Consider the following 20406-nt stretch of genomic DNA (forward strand, 5'->3'; position numbering starts at 1 on the left):
GCGTGTTCGTGCACCCGCCAACGGCGGCACCTGCTCGCCGGTCGGCGAGCGCCTCGTGCGAACCTCTTACACGGAAGCGGCGGGCCCGGTGCCCGTCCGAGTGTGAGGAGTCCCCCCAACGTGTCCCCCGTGATTCTCTCCGCCGCAGGCGCCTGTCTCGTCCTTGACGTCGCGGGCTCCGGCCTGCCGCGGGTGCGCCATTTCGGTGCCGACCTCGGCGCGGTCGCCGAGCCGCATCTCCTGCCCGCGCTGGCGTCGCTGACGCCCGCGCCGCCGCTGGTGCCGGTCCAGGGCGACAGCTGGTACGGCAGGCCGGGCCTGGCCGGAGCCCGTACGTCCGGGAATTGGCCGGTCAGGTGGAGCCTTGAAGGCCCAGTGGAGACCCGGGCCGTGCCTGGTTCGGGCGGCAGCGTGACCGTGACCGCGTCCGACGAGCGGGCCGGGCTCCGGCTGGTGAGCGAGCTGGCCATGGACGCCCAAGGTGTGGTCACGATGCGGCACGCGCTGACCAACACCGCCGCCGACCCGTACCGCGTGGACGGGTTGACCTGCGCGTTGCCGCTGCCCGCGCGGGCGGATGAGCTGCTCGACTTCACCGGGCGGTGGGCGCTGGAGAAGGTGCCGCAGCGCAGGCCGCTGGCCTACGGCGTCTGGTCGCGGGAGAACCGGCGCGGCCGCACCGGCCACGACAGCACGGGCCTGCTGGTGGCGGGGACCGGCGGGTTCGGGTTCCGGCACGGCGAGGTGTGGGCGGCGCACGCCGGGTGGAGCGGCGACCACGTCCACTACGTCGAACGGCTGCAGGAGGGCGTGACGCTGCTGGCCGCGGGCGAACTGCTCGCGCCCGGCGAGATCACCCTGGGCGAGGGCGAGACGTACGAGACCCCGCTGGTCTATTTCACCTGGTCGGACGCCGGGCTCGACGAGGCCGGCGGGCGGCTGCACGGCCACCTGCGCGCGCGTGGCCCGCGCCCGGCCCGCCCGGTCACCCTGAACAACTGGGAGGCCACCTACTTCGACCACGGCCTCGACCGGCTGCTGGCGCTGGCCGACCGGGCCGCGGAGGTGGGGATCGAGCGGTTCGTCCTCGACGACGGCTGGTTCCGCCACCGTCGCGACGACCGGGCCGGGCTCGGCGACTGGTACGTGGACGAGCAGGTGTGGCCCGACGGGCTGCACCCGCTGGCCGCGCACGTACGCAAGCACGGCATGCAGTTCGGGCTCTGGTTCGAGCCGGAGATGATCAATCTCGACTCCGACCTCGCCCGCGAGCACCCCGAATGGGTGCTCGGCCGCGCCGACCGGCTCCCGCCGCCGCAGCGCAACCAGCACGTGCTCGACCTGGCCCGGGCGGAGGTCTTCGACTACCTGCTGGAACGGATCGACACGCTGGTCGGCGAGTACGCGCTGGACTACATCAAGTGGGACCACAACCGCGATATCGCCGAGCCCGTCCACGACGGCGTGGCGGGCGTGCACGCGCAGACCCTGGCGGCCTACCGGCTGATCGACGAGCTGCGCCGGCGCCATCCCGGGCTGGAGATCGAGTCGTGCTCGTCCGGCGGCGCGCGCGTCGACTACGGCATCCTGGCCCGTACCGACCGGGTCTGGACCTCCGACAGCAACGACGCGCTCGACCGGCAGGCCATCCAGCGCTGGACCGGCCTGCTCGTGCCGCCGGAGCTGATGGGCAGCCATGTCGGCGCGCCCCGCGACCACGTCACCGGCCGGTCGCTGCCGCTGTCGTTCCGGTGCGCCACCGCGCTGTTCGGTCACATGGGCGTCGAGTGGGACCTGACGTCGGCGAGCGACGCCGAACGCGAGGAGCTGGCCGAGTGGATCGCCCTGCACAAGCGGCTGCGGCCGACGCTGCACGGCGGGACCGTTGTCCGTGCCGACCATCCCGACCCGGCGGTGCTGCTTCACGGCGTCGTCCAGGGCGGGCACGCGGTGTTCGCCTGCGTCCAGCTCGCCTCCCGCGTGGCCACGGGCCCGGCCCCGCTGCGCCTGCCCGGACTCGATCCCGAGGCTGTCTACGAGGTGCGGGTGGCGGGCCGCCTGCCCTCAGGTGTCGCGCTGCCGGAGTGGACGGCCGCCCCGGTACGCCTGCAGGGCTCGGTCCTGGCCGGGCTCGGGCTGCCGTCCCCGGCGTTGAAGCCCGCCACCGCGCTGGTCATCGAGCTGGAGCTGGTGCGCTGAACCTGGCCCGGTAGTCGGACGGGCTCATCGCGAAGGACTGCCGGAAGCGGCGGCTGGCGTAGTTGGGGTCGCTCCACCCCACCTGCCTGCCGATCGCCGCGACCGGCAGGTCCGTCTCGATGAGCAACGCCGCCGCCCGTTCGGCGCGCAGCCGGTTCAGGTAGGCCATCGGCGAGATCCCGAGCTGGGCGGTGAACGTCCTGGCCAGGTGCGCGGACGAGACGTGCGCGAGCGCCGCCAGGTCGTCCACCGACCAGCTCCGCCGCGGGTCGCCCTCCAGCTCCCGCACGGCCAGCAGCACGGCGGGGTGCGTCCCCGCGCCGCGGGCGGCGGGTTCGCCGAGCGAGGCCGCGGCGCCGCCCAGCAGGCACAGCAGGGCTCCCACCTGCGTGATGTGCCCGCCCACCGCCGCAGGAAGCGCGGCCTCCACCACCGCGAGCGCCCCGCCGTCCAGCCGCGAGACGTGTCCCGAGGTGTGCAGCAGCCGGCCGATGTGCGGTTCGGCCCGCAGCCAGGCCAGCTCCCGCTGGAACATCTCCGGACCGACGTACACGTTGTGCACCACCAGCTCACGGCACTCGCGGTAGCCGTGCCAGTCGCCGGGCCGCAGCAGCGCGACCGAGCCGCGGCTCAGCTCCTGCTCCCCGGTGACCGAGACGTGCGTGGCCGTGCCGCTGACGACCACGGCCAGCTCCAGGAAGTCGTGGCTGTGCGCGCCGTTGTCGGCCGCCAGCTCGTGCCGCTCGGCCACCACGGCGGGCCGGTCGGGGGTGAAGACGTCATCTCGTCGTACGCGGTGCACATCAGGATTGTGCTATGCCCGAGCATCCCCGTCCTAGCCTGCCCCCTGGTCGCCCGGCAAGAGTAGAGGCACATCGACAGGCATCGACAAGGGAGAAGGACATGCTCGACGACGCTCAGGTGGCCGCCTACCGGCGTGACGGTTTCATCCACGTGCCGCAGGTGATCTCGCGGCCGGAGGCGGAGCGGTACGCCAAGGCGGCGCTGGCCGCGCGGGAGACCGTGCGGGACAACCGCGAGGGCGGCGCCGTCTTCGTCCAGTTGCTCCAGCTCTGGCAGCAGGACGAGACGCTCCGCGAGCTCACCCTGCATCCGGGGCTCGCCGCGATCGCGACCCGCCTGGCGGGCGTGCCGTTGCGGCTCTGGCACGACCAGTTGCTGATCAAGCAGCCGCACAACGGCGCGGCCACCGAGTTCCACCAGGACCAGCCGTACTGGCCGCACACCGGCTCGCGGCACGCCCTGTCGGCCTGGATCGCGCTGGTCGACGTGCCTGTCGAGCGGGGCTGCATGACGTTCCTGCCCGGCTCGCACGACCTCCAGGACCTGCGCGCCCAGGACCTGGAGGACGAGCATGATCTCTTCCGGGTGGCGCCCGAGCTGCGGTGGCGGCAGCGGGTGACCGTCCCGTTGAAGGCGGGAGACTGCACCTTCCACAACTCGTACCTGGCGCACACCGCCACGCCCAACTTCACCGACGACCCGCGCATCGCGCACGTGGTCATCTACATGGACGCCGACGCGGTCTTCGCCGCCGAACCGGCGCACGTGCTGACCGACCCCCTCGGCCTCACCCCCGGCCGGCCCCTGCCCGACGAGCACTTCCCGCCCTTTTCCGCCGGCACCTCGACGCCCTGACCCGCCACCGACCAGCCAGGTCGCCCTGGCGAGGTGGGGTCTCGGGCTGCTGCCCCCGAGACCCCGCTGCGTCAGCCGCAGGTGCCCCGCCTGGCAGAACGGGAGTCCAAGCCGAGGTCGCGGACCGTCTCCCCGCCGGCGATCTGCCAGCGCTCACCTTGGAAGTACGGGTAAGCGTAGAAGCACCAGAGGCCGCCGGTCTGGTTCTGTACGGCGCGCACGGGCGGTTCCAGGTATGGATCGTCGCCGAAGAGCAGCTTGAGCTCACCCTTGCCGGACGGTTCCGTCCAGGCACACACTCCGTAAATCCTGGGGCACGGCAGTGGGTCATCGGCGTGGGCGGCGGATGCGGGCAGCGCCAGACTGGCCGCGGCCGTCGCGATTGCCGCGGTCAGTGACATACGGCGGAACAGGTTCCTCACAACGTCTCGCTCTCCTGTCGATGGGATGAGCCATTCATGCCGTAACAAAACGTAACACTATGGCGACGGAGAGCTATGAAATGGCGGCAAGAAGGCCCTTTCCCATCCGGCAGGCGCGACATTCTGTGACTCAGGGATCACGACGGGCGCAGCGTCGGGACATGGGGTCCGCGCCTGGGTTCTTGGGGCGGCACCCGCACCGAGTCTCGATGCCAGGAAGACAGATACCCACCCCACCTGGGCTTATGGTCCCGTACGATCCCCTGCGGCCAGGGTCGTGCGGGTCGATCGTCACCCAGTCAGTCACTCGGAATCTGGCCCGTGGGCTGGGGTTGCTGCCACACGTCACGACCGTTGCTCCACAGCTCAGAGGCATGGTAGGCGAACCGGTCGAACAACCCGTCGTCCTGGTACCGCCGCAGATGGAGCATCGGCGAGTCGTGCCCGACGAGCTTGGCCAGGTGGGGGGTGACGAGCATCTCCGCGTCGAACCGGAACACGCTCATGGCGATGTGCTCGTCACCAAACCGGGCCTCGATGCCGGGGACGTCTCGTAGCTGCTCGATCTCCGACAGCGTGATCCGGATGCGCGTGGAGACGGTCAGCGGGACGTTCTCCACCTCTTCACGGCGGCGGGTGACCTCGGTCTCCGGGTCGCCGACGAGGAACCGGATCTTGCAGCCCTGCTGGGCCTTCCGCTTGAGTACCTTCGCCAGGTTCGGGTGTTCCAGCCACAGGAAGTAGTTCGTGTAACCGGCGAACACGATCTCGTTTCGTGCCGAGTTGATGAGATTGCGCCAGATTGATTTCGGACATGCGGAGCGATATGGATAAACGGTCAAGACCTCCTTGTCCGGTCCCGTTTTCACCGTATTGCGAATTGCGTCTGGCCATAGCACGGCTGTCTCAACTCCTAGTGCCTCTGCGGCGGCCCATTGGTGTCGCGTGTGCGGAATACGCATTTCGTCCTGCAACCAGCGTTCCACCGTCTTGACGTCCACGCCGCATCGGTCGGCCAAGTTCTGGTTCGTGACCTGGGCGTTCAGCATCGCGCTGCGTAGGGGGACGTTGGCCACGGTACACCTCGAAGCGGAGGACGTCAGGGACGTTTCGAGCGTAACTCCATAACGTCCTGGACGTCTTTATAACGCGGTGGGTTCGTAACGCTTGGGTAAGCACGCTGTTCCCATGTCCACACCGGTAATTCTCGAAGACCTCCAGGCGGCCTTTCCTGGTTGGTGCATTTGGCGTAGTTCTGCGGGGCGTCTCTGGGCGACTCGAAACGGCCGGCACCTTTCTCGGCGAGAGGTAGATCATGGACTCTGCCAGACAATCGATGCGGATGACGTCGCCCAACTCGCCGAGCAGTTGAAGGATCAGGACGCGGCGGAGCAGGCGCTGTGAGCCCGTCTTCGTCCCGATCGGAGACGCACGCCGCCGTTGCCCTGGCCGATGCCCTCGCCGCTCAAGGCGTCTCCGCGGACGTGCACGACGGCTATGGCCTGGCACTGGTGTCCGTCTGGGTCGGGCTGGTCGTCTGGTGCCACGGTGGGCGGTACTGGTGGCGTGCAGGGTGGGATGAAAAGCGACAGCGAGTCATCTACGCCTGGCATCCCTCCATCGAACCTGCTCGGGCCGCCCACCGAATCGCACTGCGCTATGCGCAACTGCGGATCTCCCACCCACCTTCGGCACTGATCGTTGAAGCACCACAGGAAACGGCATGAGCGTCGGGAAGTCGTGGCAGCAGCCGGGATGCCGTGTTGTGATCTCCAGCATGGAGCACAGCCCAATGACAACACGGGCCTTCGGATCCTTGATCACCGGCCGCACCGGCGAAGTGGTCTCCGTCATGCGCCATGGTCGCCTCGCCTTCGTCAAGCTCGACGGGCCGCAGCAGGATCTGCCCAACGGGATGCGACGCTGGATGATGCACTGGGATGACCTCACCGAGGTGCCCCGGTAGCCCGGTGGTCCAGGGCTGAGGAACAAAGCTCTGGACCGTCGATCGCCCCCAGGCACATGAGTAGGGAGCGGGATCATGGCTGATTCCAGCTCCCACCTGGGCGTACAGTCCACGACGGTCCCTCGGAGTCCAGGGCTGTTCGGAGCGATTGTCACTCAGTTGGTCACTCAGAATTCGTCGCAGCCGGAGACCTGTCCGATCGGGAAAATGTGCCGGTTGGCGGCACAGATCGTCTCAAGGACGTGAATGGGCGTGCCCTCGGTGGAGTAGCTCGCCCGGAGGACCTGAACGATCCACTCGCTGGGCTCCAGCTCCAACGTCTCCCGCTCGAAGGGTGTCGGCGGCCTGGCGGTCAGGTTCTCTTCCGCGTGACCGAACGTGTAGCCCAGGGCGGTCAAGGCGGACTGGAATGACGGCTGCATAAACTCGGGCTCAGCCAGCCTGGTATCGCCGAACAGATCGGCGCAAAAGTAGCTGGTCACGATCCTCACCGGCACGTCGTTGGCCACCATCATCTTGCGCCTGGCGACGATCTCCGCGCCTGGCCCGACACGGAGGCAGGCCGCCACGTGATCACTGGCAGGCTCCAGTCCGACGTACAGCATCCGCCGGTCGGCCTTGAGCCGCTGCCGCTCCGCGAGGAAAGTGACTTGGCGCCCCGTACCGCTGGCTCGATTGGCAAGGCGCGCTGGACCAGCACCCTGGATGCCGGAGACGCTGGCCCTTCTGGTGCGCGGGCCGCTGGCCCTCTCCTCACCTGCGAGATGCGGCCGGGAGATACGCCCAAGCGCCCGGCGATCTCTTCCAGGCTCATGCCGGACTCGCGTGCCTCGGCGATCACCTGGCGTCGCATCCTCGCCGCTTCGGTGACCAAGCTGAGATTGTGTGGCCCGACCGAGGTGTCCACTCCCTCTTCGGATACCGCTGCCCGGCGGCTTTCATGCGGCCCACACCCATGCCGCACAGATGGAGTTGGCGCCGACCGAGGGACACGAACAATGCGGTGTCGGGGGCGGGGGTACGGACCTCAGCCCGCATTCTGCACGACAACATCCCAGGGGGAGCGTTCCCGAGAACATGTCGTAATAGGAAAATTGGAACAAATCGCCCTAGTTCTCCAGTTATGGTCAGAGTGTCCTAGCGGTCATGCTATAAACGCCGCATGTCCAACTATGACCTCGCGCACCCTCTGTATCTCGACACCGAAATGATGATCAGCTTTCTTGCCTTCCTGGACGGTGGAGTGGCCTACGAAACGGAGGCTGTGGATCGTACCACTAAGGGTCGCGAACTCAAAGGAGAAGGCGGTGCAAAGTTTAAGCTGCCCTCTATCAGCTCCTTCTTTGGGGGGGAAGTAAACGCCAACCTGCTTGCAAGTGGGCGCTCCGAAGATTCTTCCGAATACAAGGCTGCTAGGCAGCACACGAATGCTAGCCTATTTAACTTCCTCTATTCATATCTCCATGAGGACAACAAGGTCGTGGCCATAAATAATCCTGATCAAATAGGAGCCTTGAGGGCCAGGCAGCTAGTGGAAATATCTGGTCGCTATGTCGGCAATCCGCTCGAAGATATACTGGCCTTTGTGGCGCAGGTGCTCCCATATCTTGATGAAATGTCTAATCCGGCGAAGAGGGAAAGGAAAAGGTCCGGCAACCCGGCTCGACGCGCGAAGGCGACCCAGGCTGCCGAAGTCGCGGGAGCAGCGGAGGATGCGCAGGCAACGCAAGAAGAGTGGACAAAAAGACTAATCCTCAAAATGAAAGAGGACCTAGAAAAGTCTCCCGTACATGACGTTGTGCTCGAGACCTTGTCTGGAATCAAGGCCGTACTGACAGTGTCTTCACTTTACTTCAATGCCACAACCAATGAGCATCTCCGCGCGGGCGAATTCACGGTTCTAGGGAAAGTCACGCGAATTCTACAGGGTGACGATACGATCAACCTCACGCGACGAACCGTTATGGGTGTTGCAGGCGCCGAAGAGGCCAGGGGTATTGTTATGAGTATGAGCGAAACTGGGCTCGACTTTGGGGGTTCTGATCCAATAGTCGCCGCTCCTGCCGTTCAAATCCTCCCAATGGCGATCTTCGTTTGATCTAGGGGCTCCTCTCATGCGGGTGCTCATGGGAACCACTCAGCCGCAGACGGCATGGAGCTACTTGAATGCGGATCTGTCCGCCGAATCGTCACTCCGCGAGGAGCGGAGGCGGTAACCCGACCGAGGTGCCAAATCTGCCTTCTGGTCTCATTGCCCTGCGGCTTCCACGCCGCCCGTCCATACTGCACGGACGGAGTTGACGCCGACCGAGGGACACAAACAATGCGGTATCGGGGGCGCGGGCCTCAGCTCGCAAACCTGCGAGACCTGTGCGGAAGCTGAGCACTGCAGGTAGGATGACCGGTCCCATTCAAACCAAACACCCAGGGCGCAAGGGAGAGAATTATGCTTGAGGAAGTGGTTGGAGGCCTCATAGTCGCTATCGCTGGAGGGCTCTGGTTCATATTTAGAAAGCAGCTAGGAAGGCTACTAAAAGGAAGACGGCCAATCGAAATCGTCGAGCTTGCCCGCACTCCCGAAGCCTGGCAAATGTCACTCTCGCGCACCCTGCCAGAGGCCGGGCGCCCCAGTTTCGGTAAAGCAAAATCACTTGTCCCGCTAAATATTGCATACGGATCCTCTTCGCTTCCCGAAATAGTCCATCAATGGACGCGGTCAGTAGGGGGCATTGATTATCGAATGACGCGGCTGCGATGTCTATTGCAAAATAATGTTGACGAACCGATCTGCATTACAAATATTAAGGTGACTGTTCATAAGCGCCACCCACCGGCAAGAGGTGCTCTTGTCACCTGTCCTAGCGCGGGCTCAAACGAAACTCTTGTGCTTACAGTCGATCTAGATGAGGCGCTACCGAAACTTTGGGCATTCGAGGAGATGGCCCACGAGACCGTCGGAAGCGATCCCTACTTTGCTAAGCATACGATCAACCTAGAAGCAAAAGAGATATTTGATATCTGCATAGTGGCCAAGACTGAGAAATTCCTATGCGAGTGGCACCTGAAAGTGGAATGCCTGATTAATGGCAAGAATAAGATCATTCGATTTCCCGCAGATCGGAAACATTATTTCCGTACCTCCGGTCAGCCTAAGGCTGGTTTTGTTGAGCAATGGGACTGGGCGTGGTACGACGAGGCCGGCCCGTCATTTATAGAAGTTAGTGAAAGAAATAAGGAACTAGATTCGTACACGTTTACCACGCCCCCGAGCCTCGAGGAGGAATGGCTAGATTCCACCGAGAATACGCTTGAGGGCACCAAGCCGGAGGACGACAAGCCCGGCTATAAGTAGTCATTCAAGGCTCTGCTTTGAGGGTTGGATCCGCGGGGCAGCGTTGGCCGCGACCGGCCCCCAGGCCGCCTGCGGCAACCGCCGCTCCTTCGTCTGCCCGGCCTGCTCCCCAGCTACCAGGCCGGCACCTTCCACCTCATCCGCGCGGGCCTGTCCGGCAGCAAAGGCGTCCCGAGACCGTGAGCGCCCACCCCCGGGCGTTCGTCACCCTGGCCGCCCCCTCCTTCGGGCCCGTGCACTCTCACCGCGACGGCCGCGCTCGCACGGAGGAGCTGCGTGCACTGGTCTGGAAGGAGGTGGATCTCGTCGGAGATCCGGACAAGGACGTCCCGCCGTGGATCGCCGTATGGTGGTCGGTGCGCGCCGGGGGTGACACCAAGACCCGGCGGTCGCGACGATCTCTGGCGCTACCTAGGCGGTACGAGGAGGGGCTCAAGGCGCACCGGGAACTGCAACGGCAGGACAAGGCGGAGGCTGGCAAGAAGTGGAAAGATCACGATCTCGTCTTCGCGTCGCTCGTCGGCACTCCGCTCGACGCGCACAACGTGCGGCGGGCGTTCCGGAAGATCCCCAAGGACGCGGGTCTGCGCGCCTACTACTGGACACCACGCGAGATGCGGCACAGCTTCGTCTCGCTGCTCTCGGACTCCGGCGTCCCGCTGGAGGAGATCGCCCGGCTCGTCGGCCACAGAGGGACGGCCGCACCGAGGCGGTCTACCCCAACCAGATCCGCCCCGTCCTGCTCGGCGGAGCGGAGGTGATGGAAGAGCTCTTCACCCGATAGTCACGCAGTTGGTCACTCAGGAGTGCGGACAAAGTGCCATCCTTCCGGATGACACCCTCATCGACCAGCGAATATCTGGTCGGGACGTCAGGATTTGAACCTGCGACCCCTTGATCCCCCAGTCAATGGCGCGCATGCCTCGCGTGCCCCGGTGACTTCCGCAATGCCCGGTCAAGGGCTGCCATCGTTACCCGTGCGGCGCCAATCCGTACATCGCCGTGGAGAGCAAGCGCGCCATCAGATCGGACGGGCCGCTCGGCTACTGCGCCGCCCGGGCTAGGCCGATGGCTAGCGCGATCACCTCATGGACCGTGACGTCGGCGCGTACCTGCGCACGTTCCAGCAGCCGTGCACCGGAGGCCCGCCTGGCGGCGCACGAGACGTGCAGTTCAGAGCTCTCCTCGCCAGTGCCGCCATGATCGATTGCGGTAGCCCCTGATAATGTGCGCGTGCCGGCGGCCAGGTCGTTCAGCCACGTCAGCAGCGCGTCCTCGCGCGTGGGGAAGTGCCGGTAGGGCGTGCCGATCCCGACTCCCGCCCGTCGCGCGACGTCGTGCAGGGACGCCTCGGTTCCGTCGGTGGCGAACGCGCCGCGGGCCGCGGCCAGAAGACGGGCTCGGTTACCCCGTACGTCTGCCTGGGACGTGCCAGCCACGTGCACTCCTCGCTCGCCCGGTGCGCCCGCCTGCGACCTTACTGCGAGCCGCAGAAGGGCGCCTTACGCACCGCTGGACGTACGGCTGTGGCCGCGAACTGATCCGTGATTCCGGACGCTTCGATCCGGTCCTGGCCGACGTGGGCTCCAGGGCAACGCTTCAGTCACATGATTCAAGGCCGCGACGTCGCTCCCCACCTAGAGTCCTGTTAGCGATCACCACCCGAAAGTGAGAGGCAGAACCGCGATGGATCTCGGACTACAGGGCAGGATGGCCGTCGTCACCAGAGCTGGCAGGGGCATCGGACTGGCGGTTGTGCGCGCGCTGGTCGGCGAGGGCGTGCGGGTGATCGCCGGGGCTCGCAAGTCGTCCGCTGAGCTGGACGAACTGGGTCGGAGGCCGGGGACATCGTCGCCAAGGCCGCGCACGGCTCGGTCAGCGGCCGGTTCTCGCGTCCGGAGGAGGTCGCGGACCTGGTGCTGCTCCTGGCGAGCGACCGTACGGGGAACGTCACGGGCGCCGACGTCACCGTGGACGGCGGCCTGGTGCCGACCTGGTGATCCCCCGCTTCACTCGGACAGGACGCGGGGGTGGGCGACGTCGTGGGTGCGGAGCCGGCCGCACATGCCCCAGCGGGCTTCGGGTGGGGCTTCGAGGAGGGTGGCGCTCTGGAGGTGCGTCCCGTCGCCGCGCTCCAGCGCGTCGAGCACCTCGGCGGTGTGCCGGGTCTCCCGGGCGACGGTGTCCTCCCAGGTCTTCCGCCAGCCGGCGACGGCGGGGCGCACCAGCGCGACCGCGCTGTCGTAGAACGCCCGCAGCGGTCCCGGGTCGCCGTCGGCCAGGCTCTCGGCCAGGCGCAGGAACCCCTCCACGGCGAGGTCACGACGGCGCTGGACTGCCGCCTCGACCCCGTCGCCGACCGGCAGGGTGGCCGCCTCCCGGTAGCGGGCCGCGTCGGCCACGACCTCCGGCGGGAACGTCATGACCGCGTCACCGGCCTCGGGCAGCCCGGCGTTCTGCATGACCACGACCACCTCCAGGCCGCCCCGGTTGATCGCCCGGTGGATCGTCCCCGGCGTGAACCACACCGTCGAACCGGCACTCAACGGCGTCTCCCGGAAACCGTGCACGTCCAGCGTCTGCAACGCGCCACTGCCGCCGATGACCACGTACGCCTCGGTGGAGGCGGTGTGCAGGTGCGGCGTGCCGCCTTCGAGGCCGTCGGGGCATACGCCCGAGTAGACCGACAGCCGGGTGACCGACGTGCCTCCGGGAAAGGTCATGGCTCTCCTCCGTATGACTGGCGTCAGTGCGCGGGGCGCGCGGTGCTGCCTCTGACGATGAGGGATGTGGCGAGCTCGATCCGGGTGCCGGCCGAGCCCTTGCGGTGGGTCAGCTCTTCGGTGATCAACCGGACCGCCTCGTTGGCCATGTCGTCGAGCGGCTGGCGGACCGTGGTGAGCGGCGGCGACATCATCTCGCACACCGGAGAGTCGTCGAAGCCGACGACGGACACCTCGTCGGGGATCCGGATGCCGCGCTCGGCCGCGGCATGGTAGACGCCGGCGGCCTGCAGGTCGGAGCCCGCGAAGATGGCGGTGGGGCCGTCGGGGTGGTCGAGCAGCTCGGCGCCGAACGTCTTGCCGCCGGAGACCAGGAAGTCGCCGAAACGGGTGAGGCCCGGCCTCGGCTCGACGCCGAATGTGCGGTGCGCGGCGAGGTAGCCCTCATGGCGGTCGAGGCTGCACTGCGTGTCGAGCGGCCCGCCGATGAAGCCGATCCGCTCGTGTCCCAGCTCAAGGAGATGGGTCGTTGCCATGACCCCGCCCGACCAGTTCGTGGCGCCGACGGTCGAGAGGCGGGGGTCACGCTTGCCGACCGGGTCGAGGAGCACCAGCGGGACCCGCAGCAGCTCCTCGACCGCCGCGAACTCCTCCTGGTTGGCGCGGGAGAGCACGAAGACGATGCCGTCGGTGCTCCGCTTCCGCACGATCCCGATCCAGCGCCGCAGGTCGAAGTCGGGCCGCGCGGACGAGGTCACGACGAGCGAGAACCCCCAGCGCGCGGCCGCCTGCTCCGCGCCCTTGACGAGCACCTCCGCCCAGGGCGAGCCGAGCCCGTCGATGAGCAGGTCGATGAGGCCGACCCGGGGTGTGCTGAGCGGGCGGAGCGCCTCGTATCCAGAGGCCCGGACCGCTTCGAGGACCTTGTCGCGGGTGGCGGCGGAGACGTGCTTCTTGCCGCTGAGCACCTTCGAGACCGTCGGCACCGACACTCCGGCCGCCACCGCGACGTCGGAGAGGGTGGGTCGGGGCACAGGACCTCCCGTGGTGAAACTTTCCGAAAATCCATCGGCATCCGCGGTTGCCGACTGACCTGGTCCGTTGAGGCGCGCGTGGCACCTGTTGACACGGCCACAGGCCGCAGCCTAGCGTGATCGCACGGCAATGTCACGGTAATTTCTCCGAAACTCAGCCGAAAATTTTCCGCAGCAATAACCACATCGGGTGAGTGAAGGTGCGTGCATGACGATCGATGAGCGCCGGGCGCGACGCGTCGGTGACCTGCTGGCCGGCATGTCACTCGACGAGAAGCTCGCGCAGCTCGTGGGCGTGTGGCTGAACGTCAACCGCGAAGAGGGGGTCGTCGCGCCACTGCAGGATGCGATGCAGGGCGAGGACGTCGCCTTCGAGGAGTTCGCCCGCCACGGCCTCGGGCACATCACCCGCCACTACGGGACCCGGCCCGTCGATCCGGAATGGGCCAGTGGTCTGCTGGCCGCGCGGCAGCGATGGCTGCTCGACCACACCCGCCTCGGCGTGCCGGCGCTGGCGCACGAGGAATGCCTGACGGGTCTGGCGGCGTGGCGGGCCACGACCTATCCGGTCCCGCCGGCGTGGGGGGCGTCGTTCGACGCCGCGCTGGTCGAGCGGATGGGCCGGCAGATCGGGGCGAGCATGGCCGCGCTCGGCATTCACCAGGGGCTGGCTCCCGTGCTCGATGTGATGCGCGACCAGCGGTGGGGCCGGATCGAGGAGTGCGTTTCCGAGGATCCGTACGAGGTCGCGACGATCGGGGCGGCATACGTGCGGGGACTCCAGTCCGCGGGCGTCATCGCGACGTTGAAGCATTTCGTCGGCTATTCGAACTCCCGGGCCGGCCGGAACCTGGCCCCGGTCCACGCGGGGCCGCGTGAAGTGGCCGACGTGCTGCTGTTCCCCTTCGAGGTGGCGGTCCGGGACGCGGGGGCGGGCTCGGTGATGAACTCCTACGCGGAGATCGACGGGATTCCGGTGGCCGCGGACGCCCACTACCTCACCACGATCCTGCGCGACGAGTGGGGGTTCGAGGGCACCGTCGTCGCGGACTACTTCGCGGTCGCCTTCCTGCACACGTTGCACGCCGTCGCCTCCGACGCCGAGGACGCGGCCGTGCAGGCGCTCACGGCGGGAATCGATGTCGAGCTGCCCACCGGGGTGGCCTATCTGGAGCCGTTGAAGCAGGCCGTGTCGAGCGGGCGGATCGCCGAATCGCTGATCGACCGGGCCCTGCGCCGCGTCCTGCTGCAGAAGGCGGAGCTCGGGCTGCTCGACGACGACTACGAGCCGACTGCTTCGGGGCCGGTCGACCTGGACGGCGCCGAATCCCGGGCGCTGGCCCGGCGGCTGGCGGAAGAGTCCATCGTGCTGCTCACCAACAACGGCGTGCTCCCGCTCGGTGACGGCACGGGCCGACGCGTCGCCGTCATCGGCCCGAACGCGGACAGCGTCACCGCGCTGTTCGGCTGCTATTCCTTCGTCAATCACGTCCTGCCGCACTTCCCGGACGTGGAGCCCGGCATCGCGTCGCCCACGCTGCTCGACGCGCTGCGTACGGAGTTTCCGGACGCGGTGCTCCAGGTCGAGCCCGGCACGGGAGTCGATGACGGCGACCGCACGGGCATCGCCGGCGCGGCCCGCCTGGCGGCCGACTCCGATGTGGTGATCCTCGTGCTCGGCGACCGCTCGGGCCTGTTCGGCCGGGGCACCTCCGGCGAGGGCTGCGACGTGGACACCCTCGACCTGCCCGGGGCCCAGCGGGAGCTGGCCGACGCGGTCATCGCCACGGGCACGCCGGTCGTGGTGGTCCTGATGACCGGCCGCGCCTACGCCGTACCGGGCATCCTGCGCGAGGCCGCCGCCGTGGTGCAGGCGTTCTTCCCCGGCGAGGAGGGCGCGGGAGCCATCGCCCGGGTGCTCAGCGGCGCCGTGAACCCCTCGGGCCGGCTGCCGATGAGCATGCCCGGTTCGGTGGCCGGCCAGCCGTACAGCTATCTCCATCCCCGGCTCGGCGCGGCCAGCTCGGTGAGCAACGTCGACCCCGCTCCGGAGCTGGGTTTCGGCCACGGGCTGAGCTACACGAGGTTCGCCTACGAAGACGTGGCCGTGGCCGGGACGGTCCCGGCGGCGGACGGGTCGATCCGCTGCTCGGTCGTCGTGCGCAACGCCGGCGACCGGGCGGGCGCGGAGATCGTGCAGGTGTACGCCTCGGACGTGGTCGCCTCGGTCACCCGGCCGGTCGCCCAGCTGGTCGGGTACGCGCGCGTCGAGCTCGACCCCGGTGAGCGCGCGTCGGTCGATTTCGAGGTGCCGACGCGGCTGCTGGCCTTCACCGGGCGCGACGGCCGGCGCGTCGTCGAGCCCGGCGAAGTGACGGTGACCGTCCGCCGCTCCGTCACCGAGGTCGTCGCCGAGCGGTCCGTGACGCTGACCGGTCCGGTGTACGAGATCACCGGCGCCGAACGGCGGCTGACCACGATCGACGTGCGGAAGCCGAGTCACTCTCAGACAGGTGTCCTCCTCCGTTGAGCGGCCCGCCGCCATGACACCAGCCGTACCGCCGACGCCCCGAGCACCAGGATCGCGGCGATCAGCACCGTCAGCCCGGCGGCCCGTTGATCGGCGGACAGGTCCGACACCTCCGGCGGCGACACCAGCGTGAACCAGTCCAGGCCCACCCCCGGCCCGAACAGCAGGGCCAGCCCGAGCGCGAGCGGCACGACGGCGACCACCGCGAGCAGCCGCGCCCGCGTCACCCAGGTGACCGGGCGCGGCAGCGGATCCACTCCGGTCAGCACCCAGAAGCACACCATCCCGGTGCAGAACAGCACGGCCAGGGTGAGCAGGTGCGCCGCGTAGCTGTACAACGACTGTCCGAGCCAGCCGGTCCCGTACAGCAGGGCCACGGGCACGACCTGCAGCACCGCGACGGTCACGGGGTGGGTGAGGCGCGCGGCGAGGCCGCTGTCCAGGATCGCGCGGGTCACGTCGCCGTACTGCGAGCGGTCGGTGGTGGTCTGGGCGGCGAGCGTCAGCGGCGCGCCGAGCGCCAGCAGCAGCGGCGCCACGAGGGCGACCAGGCCGTACTGCAGCGCCTGCGCGGACAGCATCGCGCGGGCGTACCCGCCCACGCCACTGAGCAGGGCGAACGCCAGCACCGCGAGCCCGGCCAGCCACGCGGCGGTACGGCCGGGCGGCCACGGCACCCCGTCGCGGGCCAGGCGGCGCAGCCCGATGAGGTAGCCGATCGCGGGCAGGGCCAGCAGGAGCAGGATCAGCGGGTCCAGCCGGATCTCGGTGACCAGGTTGCCGATCGAGAAGGGCGGCAGGTCGTACTCCAGCAGGAGGTGGTCGTGACCACCTCCCCCGCCCTCCGAGGGCGGCGGCGGGGTGCGCGACAGACCCACGGCCAGCCCGACGGCCGCCACCATGACGATCGCCTCACCGGTGGCCAGCCGGACGAAGGTGTGCCGCACCGGACGTTCGGCCAGGCCCGCGACCGTGCGGCGGCGATGGTGCCGGCCGAAGGCGCCCAAGGCCACCAGCGCGGCCGTCTTGGCCAGGATGAGCAGGCCGTAACGGGTCTGCCAGAGCTGGGGGACGGTGTCCAGCCGTACCCAGGCGCTGGCCACACCGGACACGGCCACCGCGGCGAAGCAGGCCAGCGCCAGCGTGCTGAACCTGGGCACCACCTCCGCCAGCCGGTCCGACCGCCGGAAGTGGACCAGCACGGCGGCCAGGCCGCCCACCCACACCGCCACCGTCACCAGGTGCGCCATCAGGGCGGAGATCGCGATGTCGTGGTCGCCCGCCGAGGCCGCGTGACCGACGTAGGCGGGCGGCAGCACCGCGAAGGCGGCGACCGCCAGCAGGAGGCCGTTCCACCAGGGCGAAGGCCCGAAGCCGGCGCCGATCGCGACCACCGCCGCCGCCGCGGCCACGATGAACAGCGCCTGGGTCTGCGGGACGGTGGTGCCGAACGTCAGGATCGACGGGTCCTCCATCAGGTCGGCGAGCGGCAGGCCGGTGACCTCCGAGATCGTCAGCAGGTACATCGCGGCCGCGGCGACGGCCCAGCCCAGCGCCCACCGGCCGGCGGCGCGCAGGCAGGCGGCGGCCTCCGGCGTGCCGCGCGGGGCCAGGAGCACGGCGGCGACGAGCGTTCCCACGGTGGCGAAGGCGCACAGGTCATAGACGAACCGGGCCAGGGGCAGGCCCCAATCGGTGATCGGTCCGGCCTTGGGCAGGCCCGGGATCGCCCGCACCGGCAGGCTTCCGCCGAACAGCAGGGCCGCGACCAGCACCAGGAGTCCGGCGGCCACGGCGACAACGGCGTAACGGCGGGCCGTCGACGGCCCGCCTCGGGAAATGGACACGGCTGCTCAGGTGCGGGCGGGCAGCGGTCGACGGCATGCGGGGGTAGACGTCATGGTGTTCTCCACGTGGCTGCGGGATGGGAGTTTTCAGCGAGCAGCCGGGAGCGGGGGTCCACGCCGGACGACCGCGTGACGTAGGACGCTTTCGTAGGGAATGCCGGGTGCGCGGTAGGCGGGCGCCGGCGGAGTCGGCGGGCGTACGGGGCACGGCGCCAGGATCAGCAGCACGCGTACGGCCAGGCGCCGCAGCACCGACCACAGGGCGGTCTCGCCCCTGGCCACCCACCATCCGGTCATCAGCGTGGCGGTGAGGTGGCAGAGCTCCATCTCGACGTCGGAGGCCAGCCCGTGACCGGGCGTCATGGGCGCATGCCAGGAGAAGAGGCCGTGCAGGAGGAGTTGCGCCGAGCCGAGCAGGAGGGCGATCGGGGCTGGTTCGCGCTCGCGGCCGGCCGCCACGACCGTGATGGCCGTCACGACCCCGGCTCCGAGCGCGACCTGGCCGACGCCCGGCAGTGTGCCACCCGCGAACCAGTGGGCCAGGGCGGCCAGCGTCACGCAGACGGCCGCGAAGAGGGCCGACCGCGCTAATCGCAACGGCAGCATGGCTCGCATGGTGCCCAAATGCTCCCACACCGGAGGGCTGCCGGGAGTCCCGTTATAACCTATGACCATTTAGCCCGAAATTTCGCGTCTTAACGTGGTGCGGTACGTTATAGCCGTGACGAACGGGACGCCGGCCGAGCTCTCCCCCACGAAGGCCGACCATGCGTACCTGCGGGTGAAGGAGCTGATCCTGTCCGGAGTCCTGCCGCCCGGCTCGGTGATCGCGCAGGTCACGCTGGCGCGCGACATCGGCATCAGCACCACGCCGCTCCGCGAGGCGCTGCGCCGGCTGAAGAGTGAGGGCCTGGTGGCGCTGGACGCCCACCGCGACGCCCGGGTGGCCCCGCTGTCCGCGGAGGAGGCGCGCGACCTGCTGGAGCTGCGGCGCTCCCTCGATCCCTTGGCCGTCGCCCTGGCCGCCGAGCGCAGGACCAGGGCCGACATCGCGGGCATGCGCGCGGCCGCCGAGGGGCTCAGCCCGCTGCCCGGCGATCCCGCGTACGAGCAGCTCGTCGCCCATCGCCGCTTCCACGCCGCCCTCTACGGCGCCTCGCACAACGACCTGCTCATCAGCACGCTCGACGGCCTGTGGGACAAGTCCGACCGCTTCCGCCGCCTGGCCCTGGAGGTCGAACGCGGCCAGGCCGCCCGCGACCGCAAGGCGGCCGAGCACGAGGCCCTGCTGGAGTACGTGATCGCCGGAGACGCCGAGGGGGCGGCGGCCGTCATGCGCGAGCACATCGACACCAGCCTGGGCGCGCAGGCGGCCCGGCGGCTGCGCGCCCGAGCCGACTCCGACCGTATTGCGCTCGACCAGGCTGGATCTGACCAGGCTGGATCTGAGCGGGCCGGGTCTGAATGGGACGGGATCGATGTCTGACGGCTGGCATCGGCGCCATCGGACGGCTCTGCTGCTGGCGCACTCCATGGGGACGCAGGTGGTCACGTTCGTGCTGCGGCCGACCATGTCGTACGGGGCTATCGAGCTGCATGTCCCGGCGGCGTGGCTGGGCGTGCTGGGCGCCAGCTTCGCCATCGCGCCGCTCCTCCTGGCCATCCCCGCCGGTCAGGCCGCCGACCGGTACGGCGAGCGGCGCATGGCCGTGGCGGGGGCGATCCTGCTCACGGCCGCCTGTGCCGCGTTCCTGGCGTTCGGCCACACGATCCCCGGGCTGATCGCGGGCGGCGTCCTGCTCGGCACGGGGCATCTCGGCTGCGTCATCGCCCAGCAGGCGCTGGTGGCCAACGTGACCGCGCCCGGCCGGTACGACACGGCCTTCGGCCACTACACGTTCGCCGCCTCGCTGGGCCAGGCCGCCGGTCCGGTCCTGATCACCGTGTTCGGCGGCGCGCTGGCCATTCCCGACACCGGCCGGATCTACCTGTGGACCTGCGGCCTCGCCGCCGTACTCGTCGTACTGTCGACGCTCCTGACCGGCAGCCCACGGACCACCGCGCAGGTCAAGGGCGACGCCGCCGGGGTGCGGTCGCTGCTGCGGCTGCCAGGTCTCGCGCACGCACTCGTGACGAGCTGCGTGGTGCTGGCCGCGGTCGACATCACCCTCGTCTACCTCCCGGCACTGGGCACCGAACAAGGACTCGCCTCAGGCGTGGTCGGCGCCCTACTGGCGATCCGTGGCGTGGCGTCGATGGGGTCGAGGTTCTTCCTGGGCCGCCTCTCACGCACCTTCGGCAGACGGCGCCTCCTGGTGGCCAGCACCGTCGCGGCGGCCCTGGCCATGGTGGTCACACCGCTGCCCATGCCGCTGTGGCTGCTGGCCTGTGTGCTGCTGGTCATGGGCTTCGGGCTCGGGGTGGGGCAGCCGATGACCATGTCGTGGCTCGCGGAGTCGGCACCCGCCGGTCTTCGGGGGCGGGCGATGTCGCTGCGACTGGTGGGCAACCGTACCGGCCAGATCCTCATCCCGGGCGCGGCCGGCCTGGTGGCGGCGGGTGCGGGGGCCGCGGGCGTACTCCTGATCACCGCACTCGGCCTCGGCTGGGCAGGCGTGGCCGCCCGCCGCCTGCCTGTCGACACATGACAGCCGTCAGCCGACACGTGAGCGCC

Annotated in this window: 20 protein-coding genes; 10 read left to right on the plus strand and 10 right to left on the minus strand. The window is 68.8% G+C overall.

Annotated elements, in window-relative coordinates; all coding sequences use genetic code 11:
* The first annotated feature begins 120 nt into the window (after nucleotides 1–120).
* Nucleotides 121–2199: an alpha-galactosidase gene (locus KME78_RS08775; RefSeq protein WP_219528305.1), complete on the plus strand. Its 2079-nt coding sequence runs from the start codon at nucleotides 121–123 to the stop codon at nucleotides 2197–2199.
* Here KME78_RS08775 and KME78_RS08780 read toward each other — a convergent pair.
* Nucleotides 2174–3001, minus strand: coding sequence for a helix-turn-helix transcriptional regulator (locus tag KME78_RS08780; RefSeq protein WP_219528306.1), 828 nt, complete (start codon nucleotides 2999–3001; stop codon nucleotides 2174–2176). The two genes, KME78_RS08775 and KME78_RS08780, sit on opposite strands and share 26 nt — an antisense overlap.
* Before the next feature lie 101 nt (nucleotides 3002–3102).
* Between KME78_RS08780 and KME78_RS08785 the strand changes: the two genes are divergently transcribed.
* The gene (locus tag KME78_RS08785; protein WP_219528307.1) at nucleotides 3103–3858 is read left to right on the plus strand and encodes a phytanoyl-CoA dioxygenase family protein; all 756 of its coding nucleotides are present in this window, start codon (nucleotides 3103–3105) and stop codon (nucleotides 3856–3858) included.
* A 71-nt stretch (nucleotides 3859–3929) separates the two neighbouring features.
* Here the strand turns inward: KME78_RS08785 and KME78_RS08790 are convergent, their stop codons facing one another.
* Both KME78_RS08790 and KME78_RS08795 read right to left on the minus strand, forming a co-directional pair.
* The gene (locus tag KME78_RS08790) at nucleotides 3930–4259 is read right to left on the minus strand and encodes a peptidase inhibitor family I36 protein (protein WP_246650807.1); all 330 of its coding nucleotides are present in this window, start codon (nucleotides 4257–4259) and stop codon (nucleotides 3930–3932) included.
* A 320-nt stretch (nucleotides 4260–4579) separates the two neighbouring features.
* Complete coding sequence (locus KME78_RS08795) at nucleotides 4580–5356, minus strand: hypothetical protein (protein ID WP_219528309.1); 777 nt, start codon at nucleotides 5354–5356, stop codon at nucleotides 4580–4582.
* A gap of 647 nt (nucleotides 5357–6003) precedes the next feature.
* Here KME78_RS08795 and KME78_RS08800 point away from each other — a divergent pair.
* Nucleotides 6004–6246 carry a hypothetical protein gene (locus KME78_RS08800; RefSeq protein WP_219528310.1) on the plus strand — a complete coding sequence of 81 codons (243 nt, stop codon included), beginning with the start codon at nucleotides 6004–6006 and terminating at the stop codon, nucleotides 6244–6246.
* Between the two features lie 167 nt (nucleotides 6247–6413).
* Here KME78_RS08800 and KME78_RS64035 read toward each other — a convergent pair whose 3' ends face one another.
* Together KME78_RS64035 and KME78_RS64040 are read right to left on the minus strand one after the other, a co-directional pair.
* Nucleotides 6414–6851, minus strand: coding sequence for a UTRA domain-containing protein (locus KME78_RS64035; RefSeq protein WP_246650755.1), 438 nt, complete (start codon nucleotides 6849–6851; stop codon nucleotides 6414–6416).
* Nucleotides 6758–7099, minus strand: coding sequence for a sigma factor-like helix-turn-helix DNA-binding protein (locus KME78_RS64040; protein WP_308126886.1), 342 nt, complete (start codon nucleotides 7097–7099; stop codon nucleotides 6758–6760). The genes KME78_RS64035 and KME78_RS64040 overlap by 94 nt, the downstream gene beginning before the upstream one ends.
* Nucleotides 7100–7408: 309 nt before the next feature.
* Here KME78_RS64040 and KME78_RS08810 point away from each other — a divergent pair, with 309 nt between their 5' ends.
* From KME78_RS08810 to KME78_RS08820, 3 genes are all read left to right on the plus strand, one after another.
* Nucleotides 7409–8344: a DUF6414 family protein gene (locus KME78_RS08810; RefSeq protein WP_219528311.1), complete on the plus strand. Its 936-nt coding sequence runs from the start codon at nucleotides 7409–7411 to the stop codon at nucleotides 8342–8344.
* Nucleotides 8345–8692: 348 nt separating this feature from the next.
* The gene (locus KME78_RS08815; protein WP_219528312.1) at nucleotides 8693–9598 is read left to right on the plus strand and encodes a hypothetical protein; all 906 of its coding nucleotides are present in this window, start codon (nucleotides 8693–8695) and stop codon (nucleotides 9596–9598) included.
* 179 nt (nucleotides 9599–9777) lie between these two features.
* On the plus strand, nucleotides 9778–10359 hold the full coding sequence (locus tag KME78_RS08820; RefSeq protein WP_308126855.1) for a tyrosine-type recombinase/integrase: 582 nt from the start codon (nucleotides 9778–9780) through the stop codon (nucleotides 10357–10359).
* Between the two features lie 282 nt (nucleotides 10360–10641).
* On the opposite strand, the gene KME78_RS08825 is transcribed toward KME78_RS08820, so the two are convergent.
* Nucleotides 10642–11037 carry an SbtR family transcriptional regulator gene (locus KME78_RS08825; RefSeq protein ID WP_308126856.1) on the minus strand — a complete coding sequence of 132 codons (396 nt, stop codon included), beginning with the start codon at nucleotides 11035–11037 and terminating at the stop codon, nucleotides 10642–10644.
* A gap of 408 nt (nucleotides 11038–11445) precedes the next feature.
* On the opposite strand from KME78_RS08825, the gene KME78_RS08830 reads away from it, so the two are divergent.
* On the plus strand, nucleotides 11446–11598 hold the full coding sequence (locus tag KME78_RS08830; protein WP_219528627.1) for an SDR family oxidoreductase: 153 nt from the start codon (nucleotides 11446–11448) through the stop codon (nucleotides 11596–11598).
* Nucleotides 11599–11607: 9 nt separating this feature from the next.
* On the opposite strand, the gene KME78_RS08835 is transcribed toward KME78_RS08830, so the two are convergent.
* Both KME78_RS08835 and KME78_RS08840 read right to left on the minus strand, forming a co-directional pair.
* Nucleotides 11608–12321, minus strand: a complete 714-nt coding sequence (locus KME78_RS08835) for a cupin domain-containing protein (protein ID WP_219528314.1) — start codon at nucleotides 12319–12321, stop codon at nucleotides 11608–11610.
* A 23-nt stretch (nucleotides 12322–12344) separates the two neighbouring features.
* Nucleotides 12345–13355 carry a LacI family DNA-binding transcriptional regulator gene (locus KME78_RS08840; protein ID WP_219528315.1) on the minus strand — a complete coding sequence of 337 codons (1011 nt, stop codon included), beginning with the start codon at nucleotides 13353–13355 and terminating at the stop codon, nucleotides 12345–12347.
* Nucleotides 13356–13563: 208 nt separating this feature from the next.
* Between KME78_RS08840 and KME78_RS08845 the strand changes: the two genes are divergently transcribed.
* Nucleotides 13564–15885 carry a beta-xylosidase/alpha-l-arabinosidase gene (locus KME78_RS08845; RefSeq protein WP_219528316.1) on the plus strand — a complete coding sequence of 774 codons (2322 nt, stop codon included), beginning with the start codon at nucleotides 13564–13566 and terminating at the stop codon, nucleotides 15883–15885.
* Here KME78_RS08845 and KME78_RS08850 read toward each other — a convergent pair.
* Both KME78_RS08850 and KME78_RS08855 read right to left on the minus strand, forming a co-directional pair.
* Nucleotides 15861–17732, minus strand: coding sequence for a bifunctional copper resistance protein CopD/cytochrome c oxidase assembly protein (locus KME78_RS08850; protein WP_219528317.1), 1872 nt, complete (start codon nucleotides 17730–17732; stop codon nucleotides 15861–15863). The genes KME78_RS08845 and KME78_RS08850 overlap by 25 nt on opposite strands.
* Nucleotides 17733–17819: 87 nt before the next feature.
* The gene (locus tag KME78_RS08855) at nucleotides 17820–18338 is read right to left on the minus strand and encodes an MFS transporter (RefSeq protein WP_246650756.1); all 519 of its coding nucleotides are present in this window, start codon (nucleotides 18336–18338) and stop codon (nucleotides 17820–17822) included.
* A 115-nt stretch (nucleotides 18339–18453) separates the two neighbouring features.
* Between KME78_RS08855 and KME78_RS08860 the strand changes: the two genes are divergently transcribed.
* On the plus strand, nucleotides 18454–19218 hold the full coding sequence (locus tag KME78_RS08860) for a GntR family transcriptional regulator (RefSeq protein ID WP_219528319.1): 765 nt from the start codon (nucleotides 18454–18456) through the stop codon (nucleotides 19216–19218).
* The gene (locus KME78_RS08865) at nucleotides 19211–20380 is read left to right on the plus strand and encodes an MFS transporter (protein WP_219528320.1); all 1170 of its coding nucleotides are present in this window, start codon (nucleotides 19211–19213) and stop codon (nucleotides 20378–20380) included. The genes KME78_RS08860 and KME78_RS08865 overlap by 8 nt, the downstream gene beginning before the upstream one ends.
* Nucleotides 20381–20406 lie beyond the last annotated feature (26 nt).

Origin of the sequence: Nonomuraea guangzhouensis (assembly GCF_019396345.1) — a bacterium.
GTDB lineage: Bacteria > Actinomycetota > Actinomycetes > Streptosporangiales > Streptosporangiaceae > Nonomuraea > Nonomuraea guangzhouensis.

What these genes read in the sequence shown, in the direction of transcription:
- KME78_RS08800 (WP_219528310.1), top strand. Translation starts at nt 6,004, where the DNA reads ATGAGCGTCGGGAAGTCGTGGCAGCAGCCGGGATGCCGTGTTGTGATC.
- KME78_RS08785 (WP_219528307.1), top strand. Translation starts at nt 3,103, where the DNA reads ATGCTCGACGACGCTCAGGTGGCCGCCTACCGGCGTGACGGTTTCATC.
- KME78_RS08835 (WP_219528314.1), bottom strand. Translation starts at nt 12,321, where the DNA reads ATGACCTTTCCCGGAGGCACGTCGGTCACCCGGCTGTCGGTCTACTCG.
- KME78_RS64040 (WP_308126886.1), bottom strand. Translation starts at nt 7,099, where the DNA reads ATGCGACGCCAGGTGATCGCCGAGGCACGCGAGTCCGGCATGAGCCTG.
- KME78_RS08845 (WP_219528316.1), top strand. Translation starts at nt 13,564, where the DNA reads ATGACGATCGATGAGCGCCGGGCGCGACGCGTCGGTGACCTGCTGGCC.
- KME78_RS08790 (WP_246650807.1), bottom strand. Translation starts at nt 4,259, where the DNA reads ATGTCACTGACCGCGGCAATCGCGACGGCCGCGGCCAGTCTGGCGCTG.
- KME78_RS08810 (WP_219528311.1), top strand. Translation starts at nt 7,409, where the DNA reads ATGTCCAACTATGACCTCGCGCACCCTCTGTATCTCGACACCGAAATG.
- KME78_RS08855 (WP_246650756.1), bottom strand. Translation starts at nt 18,338, where the DNA reads ATGCTGCCGTTGCGATTAGCGCGGTCGGCCCTCTTCGCGGCCGTCTGC.
- KME78_RS08865 (WP_219528320.1), top strand. Translation starts at nt 19,211, where the DNA reads ATGTCTGACGGCTGGCATCGGCGCCATCGGACGGCTCTGCTGCTGGCG.
- KME78_RS64035 (WP_246650755.1), bottom strand. Translation starts at nt 6,851, where the DNA reads ATGCTGTACGTCGGACTGGAGCCTGCCAGTGATCACGTGGCGGCCTGC.
- KME78_RS08815 (WP_219528312.1), top strand. Translation starts at nt 8,693, where the DNA reads ATGCTTGAGGAAGTGGTTGGAGGCCTCATAGTCGCTATCGCTGGAGGG.